Raw genomic sequence first — 20,822 nt, 5'->3', positions numbered from 1 at the left:
ATGATGCAAGGAACAATCATTAAAGGGATTGCAGGATTTTACTATGTAAGAGTAAAAGATGAAGTTTTTGAATGTAGGGCACGAGGTAAGTTTAGAAATGAAGGGCTTACACCACTTATTGGAGACGCGGTAGGTATTGAGGTAGATGAAGATAATCAAGACAATCATTATGCCTATAGACAAGGACATGTGGTAGATATTTTGCCAAGAGAAAATAAGTTAATTAGGCCACCAGTAGCAAATGTAGACCAAGGGCTTATCGTGTTTGCAGTAACTTATCCAGAGATTCACTTAGATTTATTAGACCGCTTTTTGATTATGATGGAATGTGAGGGGATTAAGCCTTTCATTATTCTTAACAAAATAGACGGTACAAAACCTGAAACTTACGAGTGGATTGTAGATGGGTACAAAAAAAGTGGTTATGATGTCCTTTGTGTTTCGGCCAAACAAAACATTGGACTAGATGCACTTAGACAGGCACTAAAAGATAAAATTTCTTTCTTTGCAGGGCCATCGGGTGTGGGTAAATCCACGTTGCTTAATGCTATCGAGCCCCATTTGAAACTTCAAACTGGAGATGTAAGTGAAAAAATTAAACGTGGTAAACATACAACAAGACATGTTGAACTGCTTCCATTTAGTGAAGGGGGATATGTTCTAGATACCCCTGGATTTACTTCATTACAATTTGAAGAGATTCATGAAGAAGATTTAAAACTCTATTTTCCAGAGTTTAAAAAGTATGAAGGACAGTGCAAGTTCAGTGGCTGCAGCCATATCCATGAACCTAAATGCGCTGTTAAAGAAGCTTTAGAAAAAGAAGAACTTTTTAGACCCCGATATGACAACTATGTCACTTACTATAATCAATTAAAAGAAACGAGGAAATGGTAACATGAATGCTTTAGCTCCTTCAATTTTATCAGCAGATTTTGCAGCTTTAGGTGAGGCTGTAAGACTAGTAGAACGTGCAGGTGCACCGTATATCCATGTGGATGTAATGGATGGTCACTTTGTGCCGAATATTACAATTGGAGCGCCAGTTGCGGCGGCTTTAAGAAAACATATTCAAGGTGTGATGGATGTTCATCTTATGATTGAAAATCCAGATGCTTATTTAGAAGCTTTTAAAGCAGCAGGTGCAGATATTTTAACTGTGCACTATGAATCTACAAGACATATTCATCGTACATTGCAAGCAATTCGTAAGCTTGGGATGAAGAGTGGACTAGCACTTAACCCAAGTACACCAGTGAGTGTGTTAGAATGTTTGATCGACGAAGTGGATATGGTGCTTATTATGTCTGTCAATCCAGGATTTGGTGGGCAAAGCTTTATTCCATATGCACTAGAGAAAGTCAAACAAGTTAAAGCTTTAGCCGATCAGCAAGGACGTGACCTACTCATCCAAGTGGATGGCGGTGTAGGTCTTCAAAATGTACAAGAAGTGGTAGCAGCAGGGGCTAACGTTGTTGTAGCAGGTTCAGCTGTTTTTGGTGCACAAGATGTAACTGAAACTGTAGCAGAGTTTATGAAATTAATGAATGCGTAGGTTATAAAATGAACGTTTTGATTTTGACCAATGGAGACTATGGAGATTATGCATTTTGTCACAGTCTTAAGACGTATGATTATATTTTGTGTGCGGATAATGGCATGAAACATGCAAAAGTATTAGGTATATGCCCAGATGAGATTTTGGGAGACTTTGATAGCTGTAGTCAAGAAGATCTTGAGTTCTTTAGACAGAAAGATGTAAGAGTGACACAGGCACCTTGTGAAAAAGATGAAACGGATACAGAACTAGCACTTGATACAGCTATAGCTATGGGGGCTACGTATATTGACTTATGGGGAGGGATAGGTAGTCGCCTAGACCATTCCCTTGCCAACATTCATCTCCTTTATAAGGCGCTTATGCAAGGGGTACAAGTAACCGTATATAGCCATCAACATCAGCTTCAGCTCATGCAAGATGACATTTGGTTGCATGGGAGGCCAGGGGATTTAGTGAGTCTCATTCCTTTTACACCAACTGTAAAAGGAATAACAACAATGCACTTGGCCTATGCCTTGAATAAAGGTGAGTTTCAAATCGGCAAACCTTATGGCGTTAGTAACTATATGACTAACGAATGGGCACATATACAGATTGAAGAAGGTGTGCTCCTTGTCATGCAGGTGGCGGAATAAGTCAAGCTGTGTAGCAAATAGGTTCAATAAGCATAAAATAGTATAAGTCTAAGTCGAATAGAATAAGCCTAGTGAATCATAAAAATAAAGTGTGCGAAAATAACGCACACTTTATTTTTGTTTGGAATAATATGGATTATACAACGATAAAGATGATGCACAAGAAAGCAGGTCATAAATATGAAAAAACGTGTATTAGGTCTTGTCTGCTTTTGTGTGGGATCTGGAATGGTTCTTGTAATTGTAGTACCTGCACTTGGGTGGATTCTGACAACTGCTGCGATTTTTATTTTAATAGGATATATTTTAACATGTGGATAAGGGGAGGTGCCTTATGAAAATTTACGTCATCAAATTACCAAAATGGCTAGGCAAAATTGTAGGTAAAGTTTATAAAGGCGGAAAAGTATAAAAAAAGGGGCGTATCCCTACGGATACACCCTTTTTTCATAGAAAGAAAAATTCCATAATTCATAACATGAACTATGGAATCTATTAAACTTTGATACTACGCACGAGCAACTAAGTTTGAACGTAAGCAACGTGTACATACGTTAGCAGTTCTTACAACACCGTTAGCGTTGATTTTAACTTTCTTCACGTTTGCTTTCCACATTTTATTTGATCTTCTATGAGAGTGGCTAACTTTGATACCAAAGTGTACATCTTTTGAGCAAATTTCACATTTTGCCACTGTAAACACCTCCTTAAAATAATATCCGTGACATAACAAATGATATTGTATCAGATAATAAAGTAGATTTCAAGAGTGTTGTACTATTTATTTGTTTAAAACATAAAATAGTTGGAAAAGCTAACGTCTAAATACTTTATTTATACATTAAACAATGTTATAATATGAAGCAAAAGCATGATAAACATAAAAATTAAGGTATAAACAAGAAAATAAATAAGGAGGTATAAGAATGGGCGGAAAATTTTCTAACGAATATGGAACAATTACAATGAGTGAAGAGGTTATTGCACAAATTAGTGGAATAACAGCTACAGAATGTTATGGTATTGTTGGTATGGCAGCAAGAAATGTTAAAGATGGTATTGTGCAACTCCTAAAAGGTGAAAGTCTTACAAAAGGTATTGCTGTACAAGTTTGTGAAGATGATGGTGTGAACATTGAGTTCCACATCATTGTCGAATATGGAACTAAAATTTCTGCAGTTACAGAAAACCTTATGAGTACTGTTAAATATAAAGTAAAAGATATGCTTGGTTTAGAAGTAAGACAAATCAAAGTTTACGTTGAAGGTGTACGCGTAGACAATTAAATTTGAAGGTATTTTTGAGGAGGCACATGAAAGTGAAAATAGAAACAATCGATGCAAAGCTCCTACAAAGCATGTTTGTAGCGGGAGCTAAGCTCTTAGATGAAAAGAAAAATTTTGTAAATGAGTTAAACGTATTCCCTGTTCCCGATGGTGATACAGGTACAAATATGTCATTAACAATGCTTGCAGCAGCTAAAGAAGTTGAAAAAGTGGATCCAATAAGTATTGTGGACGTGGGCAATGCAGCGGCATCTGGTTCACTACGTGGTGCACGTGGAAACTCTGGGGTTATTTTATCTCAGCTTATCCGTGGCTTTGCAAAAGCATTAACAAACGAGCCAATTGATACATTAACTTTAGCGAATGCTTTCCAAGCGGGTGTAGATACAGCTTACAAAGCAGTTATGAAACCTAAAGAAGGTACAATTCTTACAGTAGCACGTGAAGTAGCTACAAAAGCTATGCAACTCAGTATGGAAATTACAGACATGGAAGAGTTTGCAAGAAAAGTATTAGAACATGGTTATGACGTACTCAATCAAACACCAGATATGCTTCCTGTTCTTAAAGAAGCAGGTGTGGTAGATGCAGGTGGACAAGGTCTTCTTTGCATATTAGAAGGTGCGGCTATGGTCATTACTGGAGATATTCAAATCAATATTAAAAAACCAGTAGCTACGCCTAATGGAGGGGCTTTTAAAGCACTTAAAAACTTTAATACAGAAGATATTACTTTTGGTTACTGTACAGAGTTTATTGTTAGTCGTGACCCAAAAGCTAAGTATAATGAAACAGCTGTAAGAGAGTATTTAGAGACAATCGGAGATAGCCTTGTAGCGGTATCTGATGAGACTTTTATTAAAATTCACGTACACACAGATAATCCAGGGCTTGCGCTTCAAAAAGGGCTTGAGTTTGGTGCTTTAACAAGTATTAAAATTGAAAATATGCGTGAGCAACATTCTTCAATTTTAGGCGATGAAGGTCAAGTAGAGGATAAGGGACCACGTAAAGCCTTAGCCTTTGTTTCAATTGTAGCAGGTGAAGGTCTTGCTGAAATTATGAAAAGTTTAGGTGTAGATGAAGTCATTGAAGGTGGTCAAACAATGAATCCAAGTACGGAAGACATTAGTGAAGCCATCATGCGTGCACACGCAGAAGAAGTCATCATCTTACCTAATAACAAAAATATTATTTTAGCTGCAGAACAAGCTGCAAGTATTGAAACAGCATGTAACGTACACGTTATCCCTTCAAAAACAATTCCACAAGGTATTACGGCTATGGTGAGCTACGATGAAAGTAGTGAGATAAGCAGTGTAGTAGAAGCAATGAATGAGGCAATTTCAACAGTTGAAACAGCTCAAATTACTATTGCAGTAAGAGATACAACCATTGAAGGACAAGAGATTAAAGAAGGTGAATACTTAGGTATTTTAGAAGGCAATATTGTGGTACACAATGGGGACCTTCAAGCAACGTTCACTGAACTACTTGCCAAAATGAATGAAGAAGCAGAAATCATTACTATTTACTACGGTGAAGAAATTACCGAAGCACAAGCACAAGACTATGTAGCTATTGCTGAAAATAGTTTCCAAGATGCAGATGTAGAAGTACATTCAGGGGGTCAACCTGTTTATTACTTCATGATTTCAGCAGAATAATTTGAACTTAAAGGGGCTGTCGCAAAACAAACGTAAGTTTTTTTGTGATGGCTCTTTTTCATATATGTCACGTTCTTGACATAAAAGAAAGGAGTGAAAAAATGTTTCTGACAGATTCTATTATGGATTTAAAAGGGGTAGGCGAACAAACTATAAAAAAATTCAACAAAATTGGCATAGAGTTAATAGAAGACTTAGTCGAACACTATCCCAGAGAGTATGAAGACCGTAGACAGATTACTAAAATTGCTGAAATGGTGATGGAAGAAGATAATAATATTGTTGTGACAGTTGCCTCAAAGCCAGAGATTATGAAAAAGGGTTACAAAATTATTGTAAAGTTCCGAGTAAAGGATGATACGGGAAGTATTTATGTCGTATTTTATGGACAACCTTATATGAAAAATAACTTTGTTATGGGAGAGACTTACAACTTCTATGGGAAAGTTAAAAGGCAGTATAATCGTATCGAGATGGAAAGTCCAGAGTATGAGAAAGTTGAAGTGGGTGGTGGAAAGACGGCAAAGATTACACCTATTTACCCGACAACCCAAAAGCTTTCTCAAAAAGTAATTAGACAGCTTATTGAACAGGCACTGAGTCTGGTACTTCCCGAAATACAAGACCCGTTTCCTGAAACCTTTAGAGCACAGTATGATTTGAAGAGTAAGACCTTTGCTCTTACGAATATCCATTTCCCAAGTCAAGATGAAGACTTTTTTGAAGCAAGAAAGCGTTTAGTGTTTGAGGAATTATTTTTCTTGCAGTTAAGCCTTTTTGTGCTTAAGTCGGATTTCTTAGCCAGAACAAAAGGATGTAGTAAGCCTTTGCCAGAGAGTTTTAAAGACTTTTTAGCAGCGTTACCATTTGAATTTACAGGTGCACAAAAGCGTGTCATGAATGAAATTGCAAAAGATTTAAAGAGTGCTTATGCAGGAAATCGCTTAGTACAAGGAGATGTAGGGTCTGGTAAGACAGTTATTGCAGCAGCAAGTCTTTTTATTGCCATTAAAAATGGTTATCAAGGTGCGCTCATGGCACCTACAGAAGTACTTGCTAAGCAACATTTTGAGTTTTTAGAAGAAGTATTCCAGAACTTTGATGTGAAAGTAGCACTATTGACAGGTTCTACAACAGCTAAAGAAAAACGTGAGCTTTTAGCAGGCCTTAAAGAGAATCAAATTGATTTAATTGTAGGAACACATGCATTAATCGAGGATAATGTGGAAATACCAAGACTTGGTTTAGTGATTACAGATGAGCAACACCGTTTTGGTGTAAGACAGCGCCTTAAACTTTCTGAAAAAGGTGAGACGCCAGATGTCATTGTTATGACAGCTACACCGATTCCAAGAACATTAGCACTTATTTTATATGGTGATATGGATATTTCTATTATAGATGAGTTACCACCTGGACGTCAGCCTATTAAAACGAATGCAGTCGATTCTTCTTATCATGCACGTATTTATCAATTTATAGATCGCCATATTAGAGAGGGACGTCAATGTTATATCATTTGTCCGATGGTGGAAGAAAATGAAAAACAATCAGAACTTAAAAGTGTTACGGAATATGCAGTCTATTTAAAAGAACAAGTTTTTCCACATTTCGAAGTGGGGATTTTGCACGGGAAGATGAAACCTAAAGAAAAGAATCAAGTTATGGAGGCCTTTGCTAAAGGAGACATTCATGTTTTAGTGTCTACAACTGTTGTTGAAGTAGGTGTGAACGTGCCTAATGCAACGGTAATGATGATTGAAAATGCAGAACGCTTTGGCCTTGCACAGCTTCATCAGCTAAGAGGGCGTGTAGGGCGTGGTAAGCATCAATCTTACTGTGTACTAGTAAGTGATTCGAAAAATAAAGTAACAAAAAAGCGTCTTAAGATTATGGAAGAAAGCACAGATGGCTTTGTCATTGCAGATACAGATTTGAAGTTGCGAGGACCTGGAGATTTCTTTGGGACCAAGCAACATGGTTTGCCAGAAATGAAAATTGCCAACCTGTATACAGATGCAAAAGTTTTGAAGGTAGCCCAACAAGCAGCAGCTGATTTGTTAAAGCAAGACCCAGATTTAAGTCAGCCAAGACATCAAGCACTGAAAGTGAAACTCATGCACTATACAGAGGGCGAAAAGATGCATAAAGCTTTATAGTTCATTAAGAGATGACAAGATTTAGGATATAAGGTATAATACGCCTTGAAGTTTAATGTGAAGGAGACAAAATGTGCGCGTAATTAGTGGAAAAAGCAGAGGAACGAAATTAGAAGCACCTGAAGGTATGAATACACGTCCTACAGTAGATCGCATTAAGGAAACGCTTTTTAACATGATTAGCTTTGATATACCAGGCTGTACATTTCTTGATTTATTTAGTGGAAGTGGTGCAATCGGTATCGAGGCATTGAGTCGTGGTGCCAAACAAGCGGTTTTAGTCGAGCATTATGCAGATGCTTTGAAGTGTATTTCCAAAAATTTAGAAAAAACAAGATTGCAAGATGATGCAATTGTGTATAATATAGATATATATACAGCATTACAAAGAATACATCAAAAAAATCAGAGATTTGACATTATCTTTATGGACCCACCTTATGCATTAGATGGTATTGAACGTGTCATGCAATGTATTCAAACGTATGACTTGTTAAATGAAAAAGGGTATGTCATCTTAGAAAGAGGGACAACCCCAGCACCACTTCAATTTGAAAATTTTGAGTTAATCAAAGAAAAAACGTATAAAACAACCACTTTAAGCTTTTTTGAAAGGATACAGTAGCGTGAAAATAGGAGTTTACCCAGGGAGTTTTGACCCTATAACTAAAGGACATATGGATATTATTGAAAGGGGAGCGAAACTAGTTGATCTGCTCTTTGTATCTGTTTTAACCAATCCGCATAAGGGAGAAGGGATGTTTACAACCACTGAACGTATGGAAATGATTGAAAAAAGTATTTCTCATATTCCGAATGTAAAAGTAGACACTTTTTCAGGATTATTAGTAGATTATGCTAAAGCTAAAGATGCAGATGTTATCATTCGTGGATTACGTGCTGTAACAGATTTTGAGTATGAGATGCAAATGGCACAAATTAATAAAAGTTTGTTGCCAAGTGTTGAAACTTTATTTTTAGTAACTAATGCCCAATATTCATTTTTAAGTTCTAGTTCTGTTCGTGAACTTGTAAGATTTAATGGGCGTTTTCAAGACCTTGTTCCAGAGTATGTAGCAGGGACGCTAGAGAGAAAATTCCCAAAGGAGGAAAAGTAAGTGGAATATACGAAAGAAGCAGAAATTATGTCTTTGCTGAATCAAATGGAGGATTTATTAGAAGAAGCTAAATCGAGTTTTATGAGTAGTAAAGTATCTATTGATCGTGATGAGTTTTTAGAGTGCATCAAAGATATGCGTTTGAGACTACCTAATGAGATTCAACAATCAGTATGGATTGTTGAAGAACGTAATAAAATTTTAGCTGAAGCACAAGGGGAGGCACAACTCATTGTTCAAGAGGCCCAAGAAACATTAGCCAAGATGATTGAGCAACATGAAATAACAAAATATGCAGAAGAACGTGCCCAAATGATTTTAGAAAATGCACGTAAAGATGCCCGAGATATTCGTATTGGCTCAATAGAATATGCCAATGAGACAGTAAAAGTTGCGGAGCAGCAACTTAAAGGTACATTAGAATCTATCCATAAAGAAACACAAAACTTCGAGGCCTATATTACCAATGAACTACGCATTCTTTATGATCACAGGCAAGAATTAAAAGATATGATTCATCCAGCACCTATTCAAATTCAAGAAAATAGAGAAGAAGAATAAAAAAGTGACTGTTACGCATAGGGCGTAACAGTCACTTTTTTGTTTTAAGCATTACACTTAGAGAGATTTCTGTAGAAGAGAATGATAGCAACCATGGCTATACCAAGAAGAATAGGCCATAAGAAAGAATAAGTAAAAGGAAGTAGATTGAAAAAATAGTTCCATATAGGAAGTAAGACAAAGGTAAGTAAGAAGGCTAGTAGAGATTGTAGGCTTTTAGCTAAGATATAAGGCTTAATGGATAAGCCAGAGCCCTGCAGAACATACTGGGTTTGAAAGAGAACACAAATACCACCAAAGGCTACTAGAGCTGATAGAAAGGCAAGGAGTGTGGGACCCTTTGGAAGTGCGCTAGTAAGTGCTGCACTGCCACTTGAAAATTCAAATAGACTTAAAAGAAAAGTATGTATATGGATAGGATCTATATGTAAGAGTGTTCCGAGGAATTGAGTCAACTTCGTGTATAAGGGTGCACAAGCAAGCAATTTCATAAGCATAGAAAAGAAAATAATGTAGCCACCAACATACACAATGGTATCCATACCATTTTGAATACTTGCAGTAAAGGCTTGAGAAAAGTTCATTTTAGAAGGCGTAGCCATCTGCTTGGTGGATTTAGGTGCTAAGGTGACAGGGTAGAAGCGACTTAAAAGAAGCATGATGAAAGCAGAAGTGATGTGGACAAGTAGGAGAAAGTACCCCAGCTCTGTTTGTCCGAGCATGAGGGTGCCAATGGTGCCAATGATGAAGAGAGGACCACAGTTTGAAGCAAAACAAAGGGCCTTTTGAGCTTCCTCAAAAGTTATTTCTCCTGATTCTAGTAAGTTTTTAATCAATTTAGCCCCCATAGGATAGCCACTAATGAGGCCAAGTACAAAGATAAGAAAAGCACTACCTGAAAGATGCAATAGATGCTTGGTGATAGGGGTTAAAAATGCACTGCATTTAAACACAATACCTAAGAAACACAGTAAGTTGATAAGAATAATAAAGGGAAGTAGAGAGGGTAAAACTTTTTGAAACCATAGTAAAAGCCCAGAGGTCGCACCTTCTATACATACCCCAGGTTCCATAAGCATCACTAGAATGAGAAAAAGAATGAGACAGGCGGTGAGTATTTTGCGCATCATATGCATCTCCTTTTTGATAATCATAGCCTGTACAGGCTCTTTTTATTCTATGAGAAGGTAGGCTGAAAAATAACATTTTTAGAGGACAAGGCTATATCTTTCTAGGAGATAAGTAAGTGTTATGCACTTCAAAGAATAAAAGAACACTCAAGCTAAACTTTGCATAAGCTTGAGTGTTCTTCTTGGTAGCGTATAATCGCATGCTTTATTTTTGTAGATCTTTATAGATTTTATAATAGGCACTTAGCGACGTATAGGGTGATACGTAAAGTCTTTATTTAAAATCGATGTATCGTGAGTAAGCAGACCATAGAGCTTGCTGGCACGTAACTCGTATTTAAAGAGTTTCTCTCCTAGTGGAGTAAGTTTTGCTTGGTCTTTTCCTACGTTGAGCAAGAGGGGGACTTTGGCTTTTTGACTAAGTTCAGAAAGCAAGTGGGTAGAGGTCTTATTACAGCCTAGGACATGAATATAAGGAATCCATCCTATTTCTTGTATTTGTTCTAAATCTTTTTGCTTAACATCTAGGAGAATACGTAGGATAGCACGTTGGACTGTAGCACGCGTATAGGTTTTTGAGGTTACTTGCTCTACAATTTGAGAAAGTGGCATAAGTGTCTGACTTGCATGATACAGAGAGCGACATAAGTTATTTGGAATGTCCCATACCGCATATAAACTTTCCAGGTTGGACATAATTATTTTATAGTGGAACAACTGGGTATAGTCATCTAGAGAGAAAGCCTTTGGTGTGGCTTGTGTAAAGCGTCTAAAGGCCTCTAGTGGCATAGCTTGTTCAGCTTGCAAGCCGTTCCCTTGGGCTAAGTGATGGCGAATGGCTGTAGCAGAGGCGATAGAACCTTTAAGTGTTAGATCGTGGTAGCCGGCTACTTGTCTTTGGATAGGAAAAGGCTCAATGGTTGTATTGAAACGTTGTAAGGCTTTTAAATATTCAATACTTAAAATATTATTAGGTTGAGCAAGGAATACTTCTAACTGTGCACTACTTTTTATATCTTTAGTATACGATGTGAAGTAATCCTTTATACCCAGTAGCCTTGCACGTGGGTAGCTTTCACCTTCTTGCAAATAAGTTTGGATACGAGAAGAAACAAAAGGAGGCTCTTCTACAAATAAGGAAGCCAGTTGTTTCATAAAGGTTAAATCAGGTGTTTCACTACCAAATGATAGGATATCTACAATTCCTGAAAGATGTAAGGTGTTAATGGCAGCTTCCGAAAAGCGTTCCGCACTAGCTGTTGCATACACGGTAGGAAGTTCAAGGACTAAGTCTACACCACAAGCAAGTGCCATTTCAGCACGCGTATATTTATCTAAAACGCAGGGTAGGCCTCTTTGAGAAAAATGACCGCTCATAACCACTACGATTGCACATTCTGGATACTTTGTACGTATTTGTTCGATTTGATGAAAATGTCCGTTGTGAAAAGGGTTATATTCTACAACAATGCCAATAATTTGCATAAAAACCTCCGGAATCATGAATTAAGTATGCTCTATTTTAGCTTAAAGTATAGTCAGATTAAAGACTAAACTTACAAGAAAGACGAATTTTTTCAAATTCACTCTTGTATACACGAGATACATTTTATATAATATGAAAAGAGGAATGGATAAAAGGAAAAATTTGAAAGGGGTTTTATAATGTCTTTTTTAGATTCAATTAAAGTACGTGCTAAAAGCGACAAGAAAACAATTGTTTTACCAGAAACAGGAGATATGCGTACGCTTAATGCGGCACATGTTATCTTAAAAGAAGAAATTGCAAATCTTATTCTTATCGGAAACAAAGATGAAATTTTAGATAAAGCAAATGGTTTAGATTTAGATAAAGCTCAAATTGTAGATCCTCAAACTTTTGAAGAGCTAGATACTTATGTTGAGAAATTAGTAGAACTTCGTGGTGCTAAAGGTATGACAACTGAAAAAGCCAACGAACTTCTTAACAAAGATTCCTTATTCTTAGGTGTAATGATGGTTAAAATGGGTAAAGCAGATGGTATGGTTGCTGGTGCAGTCAACTCAACAGCTAATGTCCTTAGACCATGTCTTCAAATTTTAAAAACAGCTCCAAATACAAAACTTGTATCAGCCTTCTTCATTATGGATGTTCCAAATTGCGATTTAGGCTCAAATGGTATTTTTGTATTCTCTGACTGTGGACTTAACCAAAATCCAAATGCAGAAGAACTTGCAGCTATTGCAGATAGTTCAGCAAAAAGCTTTTCACAATTAGTAGGTGAAGAACCTATTGTTGCAATGCTTTCACACTCTACATATGGCAGTGCAAAACATGCTGATGTAGATAAAGTAGTAGAAGCAACACGTATTGCAAAAGCGGAATATCCAGAGCTTACAGTAGATGGCGAGCTTCAATTAGATGCTGCAATCGTACCAGAAGTAGGTAGTGCAAAAGCGCCAGAAAGTAAAGTGGCTGGACGTGCAAATGTCCTTGTATTCCCAGATTTAGATGCAGGTAATATCGGTTACAAACTTGTACAACGTCTTGCAAAAGCAGAAGCATATGGCCCAATTACACAAGGTATTGCTAAACCTGTAAATGATTTATCAAGAGGTTGTAGTGCAGACGACATCGTTGGTGTTGTAGCAGTTACAGCTGTACAAGCTCAAAATAACTAAGTAACAAATTTATTTAATTTTAAGGAGAGAGTTCAATGAACGTTTTAGTCGTAAACTGTGGTAGTTCATCACTTAAGTATCAAGTATTAAATATGGAAAACGAAAGTGTTTTAGCAATCGGGATCTGTGAAAGAATCGGTATTGATGGTTCATTCATCAAACATACAACAGAAGGTCAAGATACTGTTAAACTTGCTTGTGAATTCCATACTCACAAAGAAGCACTAGAAAAAATGATCGAGATGATTACAGCAGGCCCAACGGCATGTGTATCTTCAATTGATGAAATTAATGCAGTAGGTCACCGTATTGTACATGGTGGAGAAAAATTCACTGATTCTGTAGTTATTACAGACGAAGTTGTTGCAGCAATCGAAGCATGTAGTGATCTTGCACCACTTCATAACCCAGCAAACTTAACAGGTATTCGTGCATGTGAAGAACTTATGCCAGGCGTACCAATGGTAGCTGTATTTGATACTGCTTTCCACCAAACAATGCCAAAAGAAGCTTTTATGTATGCTATTCCACAAGAATACTACAGAAAACATGGTGTGCGTAAATACGGTTTCCATGGTACATCACACAAATATGTATCACAAAAAGCAGCTGAGATGCTTGGCAAACCAGTTGAAGAAACTAAAATCATTGTATGTCATTTAGGTAATGGTGCAAGTGTATGTGCTGTTAAAAATGGCGAATCTGTTGAAACATCAATGGGATTCACACCACTTGCAGGTCTTGTAATGGGTACACGTTCAGGGGATATCGATCCAGCTATCATTCCATTCTTAATGGAAAAAGAAGGCATGAGCGCTAAAGAAGTTGATGCAATGCTTAACAAACAATCAGGTGTACTTGCATTATCTGAAATGGGTAGTGACTTTAGAGAAATCGAAGATGGTGTTGTAGCAGGTGATGAAGCGTCTCGTTTCACAATGGATGCATTCCAACATCGTTTAGTATCATACATTGGTGCATATGCTGCACTTATGAATGGTGTAGATGCAATCTGTTTCGCAGGTGGTTTAGGCGAAAACAATGCAATCATGAGAGAAGAAGTAGCAAATATGCTTACATGGTTAGGTGTTGAAATCGATGTTGAGAAAAACAAATGCCGTGGCGTAGAAAGAGATTTATCAGCAGAAAATGCAAAAGTTCGTATGTTATTAGTACCAACAAACGAAGAGCTTGTGATTGCAAGAGATGCTAAAAGATTACTTCATAAATAATGCATTGACAAAATATCCTAAGCTATGTATAATTACAGAAGTGTTACCTAGTGGAGTGAAAACGAATGATAATAAATATCCAGACACTTACAAAACAAGACACACTAGAGTTTGATGAAGAGGTTCAAATCTCTCTAACAAATCTACGTTTGTTAAGCAAGGTGACAGATTACAAAGCAAGAGTATATGGGACCATCGAGAAAAGACAAGAGCTTTTCGCTGTAACAGGCTATGTCGATGTCACACTAGAAATGATTTGTGATCGTTGCATGCGTACGTTTGAATATCCTCTTCATGCCATACTTGATGACCAATTTTCTAACAGTGAGCAATTGCTTTTAGAGGATGAGGATATTAAACGTGTGACAAGATCTAGTATTGACCTGTCAGATTCCATTTTAGAAAGTATAGCAATGGCTATGCCAATGAAAGCTGTCTGCAAAGACAATTGCAAAGGCATGTGCCTCAAATGCGGTGCCAACTTAAATGTAGATACATGTACATGTGAAAAGGCTGACATTGACCCAAGACTAGAGGCGCTAAAAGATATTTTTTGTCTTAATAGCAAAGAATAGCAACTGAGGAGGTGTTAACATGGCAGTACCAAAAAGAAAGACGAGTAAAGCAAGAAGAAACCAACGTAAAGCAAATTGGAAACTTTCTCCACTTAACTTAGTAAAATGTTCTAAATGTGGTGAACTTATGATGCCACACCGTGTTTGTAAAGCATGTGGTTCTTACGCTAATCGCGTTGTAGTTAAAGTAGATTAATCCTATGCAATAAGGCAGCTATATGCTGTCTTTTTGCATATTTAGTTAATTTGTAGTAAAAGATAAAGGATGATGAAAATGCCAAAGATAGCAGTAGATATTATGGGCGGAGATTATGCCCCAGATGAAGTGCTTCAAGGCTGTATCCTCGCTTCAAAGGAAGTTAAGAGTACACTTGTACTTGTAGGTAATGAAGCAAGGATTCGTGAGAAGCTTAAGGACATTACATACGATTCAAGTAAAATTGAAATTGTGGATGCCCAAGACTGTATTACAATGGAAGACCATCCTGTTAGTGCTATTCGCTCGAAAAAAGACTCATCCATGGTGGTTGGCTTAAAACTGATTAAAGATAAAAAAGTAGATGGCTTTGTATCTGCTGGAAACTCTGGTGCATTGCTTGCTGGGGGAACTTTAATTGTAGGACGCATACGAGGTGTGGAACGTCCTGCACTAGCACCTATTATCCCAACTAAAGCAGGCAATACACTTCTTATTGATTGTGGTGCAAATATGGATGCTAAACCTTCTTATCTGACTCAATTTGCACGTATGGGCACCGTATACATGCAAGAGTGTATGAGCGTTAAAAATCCTAAAGTAGGTTTGATTAATGTAGGTACAGAAGAAGAAAAAGGCAATAGCTTAACAAAAGAAGCTTATCAGCTCCTTAAAGAAGATGAAAAGATAAACTTCATCGGCAACATTGAAGCAAGAGAAATTTCAACTGGAGAAGCAGATGTTTTAGTTTGTGATGCCTTTATTGGAAATGTAGTTTTAAAGTTTATGGAAGGATTCGGTATGTGGGTATTTTCTATGCTCAAAGCAGAGTTCAAACGTAACTGGATTACTAAGCTGGCGGCAGTCTTGATGATGAAGGGAATTAAAAACATTAAACAAAAGTTTGATTATGCTTCTAAAGGTGGCGCACCACTTTTAGGTGTCAATGGACTTGTTGTGAAAACCCATGGGAACTCTAAGAGAGAGCAAATTTGTGCGACGATCTTACAGACTGAAGCGTTTATTGAAAACCAATTAGTGGAAAAAATAGCTTCAAAATTTAGTTAAATAATATTGACTACAAAACATGTATATAATATTATCAAAGTATAAATTTTCATAAGAGGTGTTAGTATGGTATTTGAGAAAGTCAGAGAAATTATTAGTGAACAGCTTAATATTTCAGAAGGAGATGTAACATTAGAAACATCTTTTAGGGATGACCTCAATGCAGATTCTCTGGATATTTTTCAAATTATAATGGCTTTAGAAGAAGAATTTGATATGGAAATCTCCAACGAGGATGCAGAAGATATTGCAACGGTAGGGGATGTTGTAGAATTCATTAAACAAGCAAATGGATTAGATTAGTAAATGGCCTCGCTTTGCGGGGCTTTTCGCATATCTTAAGTAGGATGTTGAATAGGTAAACACTTTAATTATTCAACAATCTATTTAAAGTGTGCAATCACTTAAATTAGGAGCGATTAATATGCACAAAAAGTTAGGAAATATCATGAGTCAAAAGCAACTCTTAGAACTTGAGGCACGTATGGGCTATAAGTTCAAGGTTTTAGAACATTTAAAAAATGCGGTTACCCATAGATCTTTTGCCAATGAGCACCGCAATTTACAAATGAAAGATAATGAGCGCCTAGAATTTTTGGGAGATGCCATTTTAGATCTTATTATTAGTAAGTACTTATTTGATAAGTATCCGGTTATGCCAGAAGGTGATTTGTCAAAAATACGTGCGAGTATTGTATGTGAAGGATCACTAGCAAGAAGTGCACGTATTATGGAGTTAGGTGAGTATATCCTGCTTGGCAAAGGTGAAGAGATGACAGGAGGACGTACACGTAACTCCATTCTAGCAGATGCTTTTGAAGCCATTACAGGGGCTATTTTTGTAGATGGTCAGTTTGAAGATGTTGTAGAGTTTTTAACCTCTACATTAATTAAAAATGTAGACCATTTATCTGTCGATGCACTCTATACGGATTTCAAAACGATTTTACAAGAAAATATTCAAAAGGAAAGTACACAACCTCTGCACTATGAAGTAGTAGATGAGAAGGGTCCAGATCATGATAAAGATTTTTATGTAGCTGTTTATCATGGAGAAATATGCCTAGGAAAAGGCATTGGTAAAAGTAAAAAAGAAGCGGAGCAACATGCCGCTCAAACAGCATTAAAAGCATTGGAAAAATAATGATGAGGTGATATATGTATCTAGCGAAAATAGAGATACATGGATTTAAGTCTTTCGGTGATGCTGTTAAGCTGAACATTCCACAAGGCATAACAGCCGTTATTGGACCGAATGGAAGTGGTAAAAGTAACGTTGCAGATGCTATTAGATGGGTTCTTGGTGAGCAAAGTGCAAAAACACTTCGTGGAACTAAGATGGAAGACATTATTTTTGCAGGAACTGAGAAACGAAAATCTTTAGGTTATGCAGAAGTATCCATGTTTATTAAAAATGATGACCATGTTTTATCTATTGAGTATGATGAAGTCGTCATTAAAAGACGTGTTTATCGCTCAGGTGAGAGTGAATACTTTATCAACGGGTCTCCATGTAGATTAAAAGACATTCAAGAGCTTTTTATGGATACAGGGATTGGTAAAGAAGGATACTCTATTATTGGACAAGGTCAAATCGATAAGATTTTAAGTTCTAAACCAGAAGACCGACGTAGCTTGTTTGAAGAGGCAGCTGGGATTTATAAATATAAAGTACGCCGTCTAGAAGCAGAAAGAAAGCTAGACAAAGAAAGGGAGAACTTACTCCGTATCCACGATATTATGAGTGAGATTGAATCCCGTCTAGAACCTCTAGAAAAAGAAGCGGAAAAGACAAAGGCGTATTGGAAACTCAAAGATGAATTGAAGGAGATTGACATCAATCTCTATATTGAAGAAGTGGAGCGTATTAAACAAGATACGACGAGACTTAATGAAAACTTAGAGGGCATTACCCAAGAGTTAGTAGCGACAAACAGACAAAAAGATGAGATTGGTGAAAAGCAAGCAGCAAGCAAAGCAAAGCGTGAAGCGCTTTTTAGAGAACTTGAAAAGCTTTTAAATCATATTAGTGACTTAGAAAAAGAGCAACAACATCAACGATCAGGGATTCAAATTAGCCAAGAGCGTATTAGTAGTATTCATCAACTGATGGAACAAATCGACAAAGATACGAAGAAGCAACAAGACTATAAAGAAATGATGCAAAATGAGTATCAAGTCTTAAAGGTTAAGGGCACAGCATTAGAACTGGAAGAGGTAACTAAACGGGAGCGATTAATCAAAAGAGAAAAAGAATTTGAAGAAGAGCAAAAAGACTTAGAACAAAAAGAAAAAAACTTAGAAAGTTCTAAAGCAGAAGTATTTGACAAGGTCCACCAAATCGACCTGTTAAGATCTGAGATTGATAAACAAAGTTCTATTGAGGAACAGATGGATTATCGTTATACGCAGCTTACAGAAGCCATTCAGAGCTTAAATAGTGAGATTACCCACCAAGAAGTCAGTGTACAAGTTGGGCGTAAGAAGGAAAAGGAAACAAAAGAAGCCTTAGAAGCAGCTAAAACAACTTTTAATGCTTTAGAAGTGCAAAGAAAGACTATACAAGAAACGCTTACAGAACTTGAGCGTAATTGGCATACCAATGCCCAAAAGAAAGAACAAGCTAAGCGCCAAATAGGTTGGTTAGAGCAAGTTAAAAATGACTTTGAAGGCTATTACCAAAGCGTTAAGCAAGTACTGACCTTGAAAAAGCAAGATGAGAGCAAATGGAAAGGCATCTTAGGAATTACAGCAGATTTAATCCAAGTACCTAAGGCCTATGAAATTGCTATTGTGACAGCACTAGGTGGGGCTATGCAAAATGTGGTCACCCAGACTGAGCGAGATGCTAAGGCGATGATTCAGCTTATGAAACAACGTAATATTAGTAAAGTAACGTTCTTACCATTAGATACCATTCAAACTTTTGGGGCTGTACAAGATATAGAAGCCCTACGTCAAGAACCAGGTTTCTTAGGTCTTGGGAGTGAAGTAGTTACATTTGAGGCATTGTATAAGCCTATCGTGGCTAACTTACTTGGGCGCATCCTCATTGTAGATGATATGAACAATGCTTCAGCTATTGCTCGTAAGTACAAATACCGCTATAAAATTGTAACCATAGACGGAGAAGTCTTCCACGCAGGTGGGTCTTTAAGTGGTGGGGCAAGCAAAAATAATAAAAATAATATTTTTGCGCGTACAAGGGAGCTTAAAGAGTTGCAAGAGCTGTACGTACAACTGGAGCAAGAGACACATACTCTAAGTGATAGACTTAAGGAAAAAGAGGCACAAAGAGAGACATTACGCATCGAGTGGGAAGCCACTTATAAAAAATGTGAAAGTCTTAAAGAAACAGAGACCGCTATTATCTTAGATATTGATAAAGGAGAAAATAGCCTCAAGTTGACTAAGCAGTCTCAACTTCAATTAGTAGAAGAAAAACTTGCAATAGAAGAAGCTAAAGAAGTAGCATCTAAAGGCAAAGATGAAGTTTATGAGAAGATTCGAGCACTAGAAGAAACCATTGTCATGGATCAAGAAAGCTTAAAGGCTCTTGAACAAGAGTTAGAAGCTTTGAAAAATCAACGTGAAAGCTTGAGAAATGCTTTGACAGAGGAAAAGATAGCCCTCTCTACACTTGTGCAAAATCGCAAACATATTGAAGAACAACTGAAAACTTTAGAGCACAACCTAAATAATACAGATGAACAACATTTAAGTATTGTAGAACGTAAAGACTCTCTCATAAAAGATGAGAAAAAGATTCATGAAGTCATAGAAGAAGCACAGGTGAAAATCCAAAAGTTAGGTGAAGCCATTGAAGCCTCTAAACAAGGAAAAGTAGATTTAGAGCAAGGGCGTATTAAACTTGAGGAGACACTTGCAAGCTATGATCAAGCGTTAGAAAAGGTTTCAGAACGTATAGCTAACTTAAAAGAAGAGAATTATAGGCTTACAACGAAGAAAGAAATGGTTGATCTTGAAGAGAAGAAACAAAGTGATACTATGTGGGATCAATATGAACTGACCTATTCAGCTTGTCTGCCTTTTAAAAAGGATATGGGACCACTTGTTGAGATGAAGAAACAAAGTGACAGGTTACGTGCACAGATTAAGGTGATTGGACATGTCAATGTCAATGCTGTTGTGGAGTTTGATGAAACTAAGACACGCTTTGAGTTCTTATCTGAACAAAGACAAGATATTGAAAAAGCAGAAGCAGGCTTGATGGAACTCATTGACCAGCTCACAGCTAAAATGCATGAAATTTTCAGAGAGCAGTTTAGCGTTATTGCAGAAAACTTTAGTTATGTTTTCCAAGAACTTTTTGGAGGAGGAATGGCCTTCTTACAGTTGGTAGATGAAGAAAATATTTTAGAGTCTGGGATTGAGATTATTGCAAAACCACCAGGTAAAAAGCTTCAAAACATGACATTACTTTCAGGGGGTGAAAGAACGCTAACCGCCATTGCATTGCTCTTTGGGATTTTAAAACTTAAACCATCTCCATTTTGTGTACTTGATGAGATTGAGGCAGCTTTAGATGATGCCAACGTATTACGTTTTGCAGAGTATTTAGGAAGTCTCTCAAAAGATACACAATTTATTGTTATTACACATAGAAAAGGTACAATGGAACGAGCTGATACGCTATATGGTGTCACGATGCAAGAGCGTGGGGTTTCAACTGTCCTTTCAATTAAACTTGAAGAGGCAACAAAATATTTAGATAAGAAGACAAGTTAAGGAGGACTAAGCGTGTCATTTTTCAAAAAGTTTTTCAAAAGAAAAGAAGAGAGTCAGGCAACTGAGGTAGCACCAATACAAGCAAGTCAAATACAGGAAGAAGCAAGAATAGCAGAAGAAACTAAACAAGCAGAAGCTGCAAGAGCAACAGAGGAAGCTAAACAAGCGGAAGCCGCAAGAATAGTAGAAGAAGCTAAACAAGCAGAAGCTGCAAGAGTAGCAGA

Annotated in this window: 21 protein-coding genes and 1 pseudogene; 19 read left to right on the top strand and 3 right to left on the bottom strand. The window is 37.1% G+C overall.

Annotation, left to right across the window (positions count from 1 at the left end):
• The 4 genes from rsgA (at position 1) to RRY75_RS01390 (ending at position 2,517) form a co-directional block, all read left to right on the top strand.
• Positions 1–897: a ribosome small subunit-dependent GTPase A gene (rsgA, locus tag RRY75_RS01405; RefSeq protein ID WP_332490563.1), complete on the top strand. Its 897-nt coding sequence runs from the start codon at positions 1–3 to the stop codon at positions 895–897.
• Between the two features lies 1 nt (position 898).
• The gene (gene rpe, locus RRY75_RS01400) at positions 899–1,555 is read left to right on the top strand and encodes a ribulose-phosphate 3-epimerase (RefSeq protein ID WP_332527135.1); all 657 of its coding nucleotides are present in this window, start codon (positions 899–901) and stop codon (positions 1,553–1,555) included.
• A gap of 8 nt (positions 1,556–1,563) precedes the next feature.
• Positions 1,564–2,196 carry a thiamine diphosphokinase gene (locus RRY75_RS01395; protein WP_332490566.1) on the top strand — a complete coding sequence of 211 codons (633 nt, stop codon included), beginning with the start codon at positions 1,564–1,566 and terminating at the stop codon, positions 2,194–2,196.
• 180 nt (positions 2,197–2,376) lie between these two features.
• A complete protein-coding gene (locus RRY75_RS01390) occupies positions 2,377–2,517 on the top strand; it encodes a hypothetical protein (RefSeq protein WP_332490568.1) in 141 nt (46 codons plus the stop codon).
• 187 nt (positions 2,518–2,704) lie between these two features.
• Here RRY75_RS01390 and rpmB read toward each other — a convergent pair whose 3' ends face one another.
• Positions 2,705–2,890, bottom strand: a complete 186-nt coding sequence (rpmB, locus tag RRY75_RS01385) for a 50S ribosomal protein L28 (RefSeq protein WP_053983996.1) — start codon at positions 2,888–2,890, stop codon at positions 2,705–2,707.
• 232 nt (positions 2,891–3,122) lie between these two features.
• Between rpmB and RRY75_RS01380 the strand changes: the two genes are divergently transcribed.
• From RRY75_RS01380 to RRY75_RS01355, 6 genes are all read left to right on the top strand, one after another.
• Positions 3,123–3,482, top strand: coding sequence for an Asp23/Gls24 family envelope stress response protein (locus RRY75_RS01380; protein WP_053983995.1), 360 nt, complete (start codon positions 3,123–3,125; stop codon positions 3,480–3,482).
• Positions 3,483–3,514: 32 nt separating this feature from the next.
• Entirely contained in the window at positions 3,515–5,149 is a 1,635-nt protein-coding gene (locus RRY75_RS01375) for a DAK2 domain-containing protein (RefSeq protein WP_332527136.1), read from the top strand.
• 101 nt (positions 5,150–5,250) lie between these two features.
• Positions 5,251–7,308, top strand: a complete 2,058-nt coding sequence (gene recG / locus RRY75_RS01370; RefSeq protein ID WP_332490574.1) for an ATP-dependent DNA helicase RecG — start codon at positions 5,251–5,253, stop codon at positions 7,306–7,308.
• Positions 7,309–7,381: 73 nt separating this feature from the next.
• Entirely contained in the window at positions 7,382–7,933 is a 552-nt protein-coding gene (gene rsmD / locus RRY75_RS01365) for a 16S rRNA (guanine(966)-N(2))-methyltransferase RsmD (RefSeq protein ID WP_332490576.1), read from the top strand.
• A gap of 1 nt (position 7,934) precedes the next feature.
• Entirely contained in the window at positions 7,935–8,426 is a 492-nt protein-coding gene (coaD, locus tag RRY75_RS01360; RefSeq protein ID WP_332490578.1) for a pantetheine-phosphate adenylyltransferase, read from the top strand.
• Complete coding sequence (locus RRY75_RS01355) at positions 8,427–8,987, top strand: hypothetical protein (protein WP_332490580.1); 561 nt, start codon at positions 8,427–8,429, stop codon at positions 8,985–8,987.
• A gap of 44 nt (positions 8,988–9,031) precedes the next feature.
• On the opposite strand, the gene RRY75_RS01350 is transcribed toward RRY75_RS01355, so the two are convergent.
• Together RRY75_RS01350 and RRY75_RS01345 are read right to left on the bottom strand one after the other, a co-directional pair.
• Positions 9,032–10,114, bottom strand: coding sequence for a hypothetical protein (locus tag RRY75_RS01350; protein WP_332490581.1), 1,083 nt, complete (start codon positions 10,112–10,114; stop codon positions 9,032–9,034).
• Positions 10,115–10,360: 246 nt separating this feature from the next.
• Positions 10,361–11,602, bottom strand: a complete 1,242-nt coding sequence (locus RRY75_RS01345; RefSeq protein ID WP_332490583.1) for a tRNA(Met) cytidine acetate ligase — start codon at positions 11,600–11,602, stop codon at positions 10,361–10,363.
• A 180-nt stretch (positions 11,603–11,782) separates the two neighbouring features.
• Here RRY75_RS01345 and pta point away from each other — a divergent pair, with 180 nt between their 5' ends.
• From pta to RRY75_RS01300, 9 genes and pseudogenes are all read left to right on the top strand, one after another.
• Entirely contained in the window at positions 11,783–12,778 is a 996-nt protein-coding gene (gene pta, locus RRY75_RS01340) for a phosphate acetyltransferase (protein ID WP_332490585.1), read from the top strand.
• A gap of 35 nt (positions 12,779–12,813) precedes the next feature.
• Positions 12,814–14,010, top strand: coding sequence for an acetate kinase (locus tag RRY75_RS01335; protein ID WP_332490587.1), 1,197 nt, complete (start codon positions 12,814–12,816; stop codon positions 14,008–14,010).
• A gap of 65 nt (positions 14,011–14,075) precedes the next feature.
• Positions 14,076–14,585, top strand: a complete 510-nt coding sequence (locus RRY75_RS01330; RefSeq protein WP_332490589.1) for a YceD family protein — start codon at positions 14,076–14,078, stop codon at positions 14,583–14,585.
• 19 nt (positions 14,586–14,604) lie between these two features.
• A complete protein-coding gene (rpmF, locus tag RRY75_RS01325) occupies positions 14,605–14,781 on the top strand; it encodes a 50S ribosomal protein L32 (RefSeq protein ID WP_053983984.1) in 177 nt (58 codons plus the stop codon).
• Positions 14,782–14,859: 78 nt separating this feature from the next.
• On the top strand, positions 14,860–15,849 hold the full coding sequence (gene plsX / locus RRY75_RS01320; RefSeq protein ID WP_332490590.1) for a phosphate acyltransferase PlsX: 990 nt from the start codon (positions 14,860–14,862) through the stop codon (positions 15,847–15,849).
• A gap of 66 nt (positions 15,850–15,915) precedes the next feature.
• On the top strand, positions 15,916–16,152 hold the full coding sequence (gene acpP / locus RRY75_RS01315; RefSeq protein WP_332490592.1) for an acyl carrier protein: 237 nt from the start codon (positions 15,916–15,918) through the stop codon (positions 16,150–16,152).
• Positions 16,153–16,273: 121 nt separating this feature from the next.
• Positions 16,274–16,993, top strand: coding sequence for a ribonuclease III (gene rnc, locus RRY75_RS01310; RefSeq protein WP_332490594.1), 720 nt, complete (start codon positions 16,274–16,276; stop codon positions 16,991–16,993).
• 14 nt (positions 16,994–17,007) lie between these two features.
• Positions 17,008–20,598, top strand: a complete 3,591-nt coding sequence (smc, locus tag RRY75_RS01305; protein ID WP_332528359.1) for a chromosome segregation protein SMC — start codon at positions 17,008–17,010, stop codon at positions 20,596–20,598.
• Positions 20,599–20,610: 12 nt separating this feature from the next.
• Positions 20,611–20,822 (top strand): annotated as a pseudogene (locus RRY75_RS01300) (hypothetical protein); the annotation flags it as partial.

Source organism: Niameybacter sp. (genome assembly GCF_036655075.1).
In the GTDB taxonomy this organism is placed as follows: Bacteria; Bacillota; Clostridia; order Lachnospirales; family Cellulosilyticaceae; genus Holtiella.
The sequence above is the reverse complement of the archived record's forward strand: the minus strand, read 5'-3'. Positions and strand labels throughout refer to the sequence as shown.

Bases quoted from the DNA above. Each gene is read 5' to 3' on its own strand.
- rsgA (WP_332490563.1), top strand. From the start codon at position 1: ATGATGCAAGGAACAATCATTAAAGGGATTGCAGGATTTTACTATGTA.
- RRY75_RS01395 (WP_332490566.1), top strand. From the start codon at position 1,564: ATGAACGTTTTGATTTTGACCAATGGAGACTATGGAGATTATGCATTT.
- RRY75_RS01380 (WP_053983995.1), top strand. From the start codon at position 3,123: ATGGGCGGAAAATTTTCTAACGAATATGGAACAATTACAATGAGTGAA.
- pta (WP_332490585.1), top strand. From the start codon at position 11,783: ATGTCTTTTTTAGATTCAATTAAAGTACGTGCTAAAAGCGACAAGAAA.
- rpmF (WP_053983984.1), top strand. From the start codon at position 14,605: ATGGCAGTACCAAAAAGAAAGACGAGTAAAGCAAGAAGAAACCAACGT.
- RRY75_RS01335 (WP_332490587.1), top strand. From the start codon at position 12,814: ATGAACGTTTTAGTCGTAAACTGTGGTAGTTCATCACTTAAGTATCAA.
- smc (WP_332528359.1), top strand. From the start codon at position 17,008: ATGTATCTAGCGAAAATAGAGATACATGGATTTAAGTCTTTCGGTGAT.
- RRY75_RS01330 (WP_332490589.1), top strand. From the start codon at position 14,076: ATGATAATAAATATCCAGACACTTACAAAACAAGACACACTAGAGTTT.
- RRY75_RS01350 (WP_332490581.1), bottom strand. From the start codon at position 10,114: ATGCGCAAAATACTCACCGCCTGTCTCATTCTTTTTCTCATTCTAGTG.
- acpP (WP_332490592.1), top strand. From the start codon at position 15,916: ATGGTATTTGAGAAAGTCAGAGAAATTATTAGTGAACAGCTTAATATT.
- RRY75_RS01345 (WP_332490583.1), bottom strand. From the start codon at position 11,602: ATGCAAATTATTGGCATTGTTGTAGAATATAACCCTTTTCACAACGGA.
- recG (WP_332490574.1), top strand. From the start codon at position 5,251: ATGTTTCTGACAGATTCTATTATGGATTTAAAAGGGGTAGGCGAACAA.
- rpe (WP_332527135.1), top strand. From the start codon at position 899: ATGAATGCTTTAGCTCCTTCAATTTTATCAGCAGATTTTGCAGCTTTA.
- RRY75_RS01390 (WP_332490568.1), top strand. From the start codon at position 2,377: ATGAAAAAACGTGTATTAGGTCTTGTCTGCTTTTGTGTGGGATCTGGA.
- rnc (WP_332490594.1), top strand. From the start codon at position 16,274: ATGCACAAAAAGTTAGGAAATATCATGAGTCAAAAGCAACTCTTAGAA.
- plsX (WP_332490590.1), top strand. From the start codon at position 14,860: ATGCCAAAGATAGCAGTAGATATTATGGGCGGAGATTATGCCCCAGAT.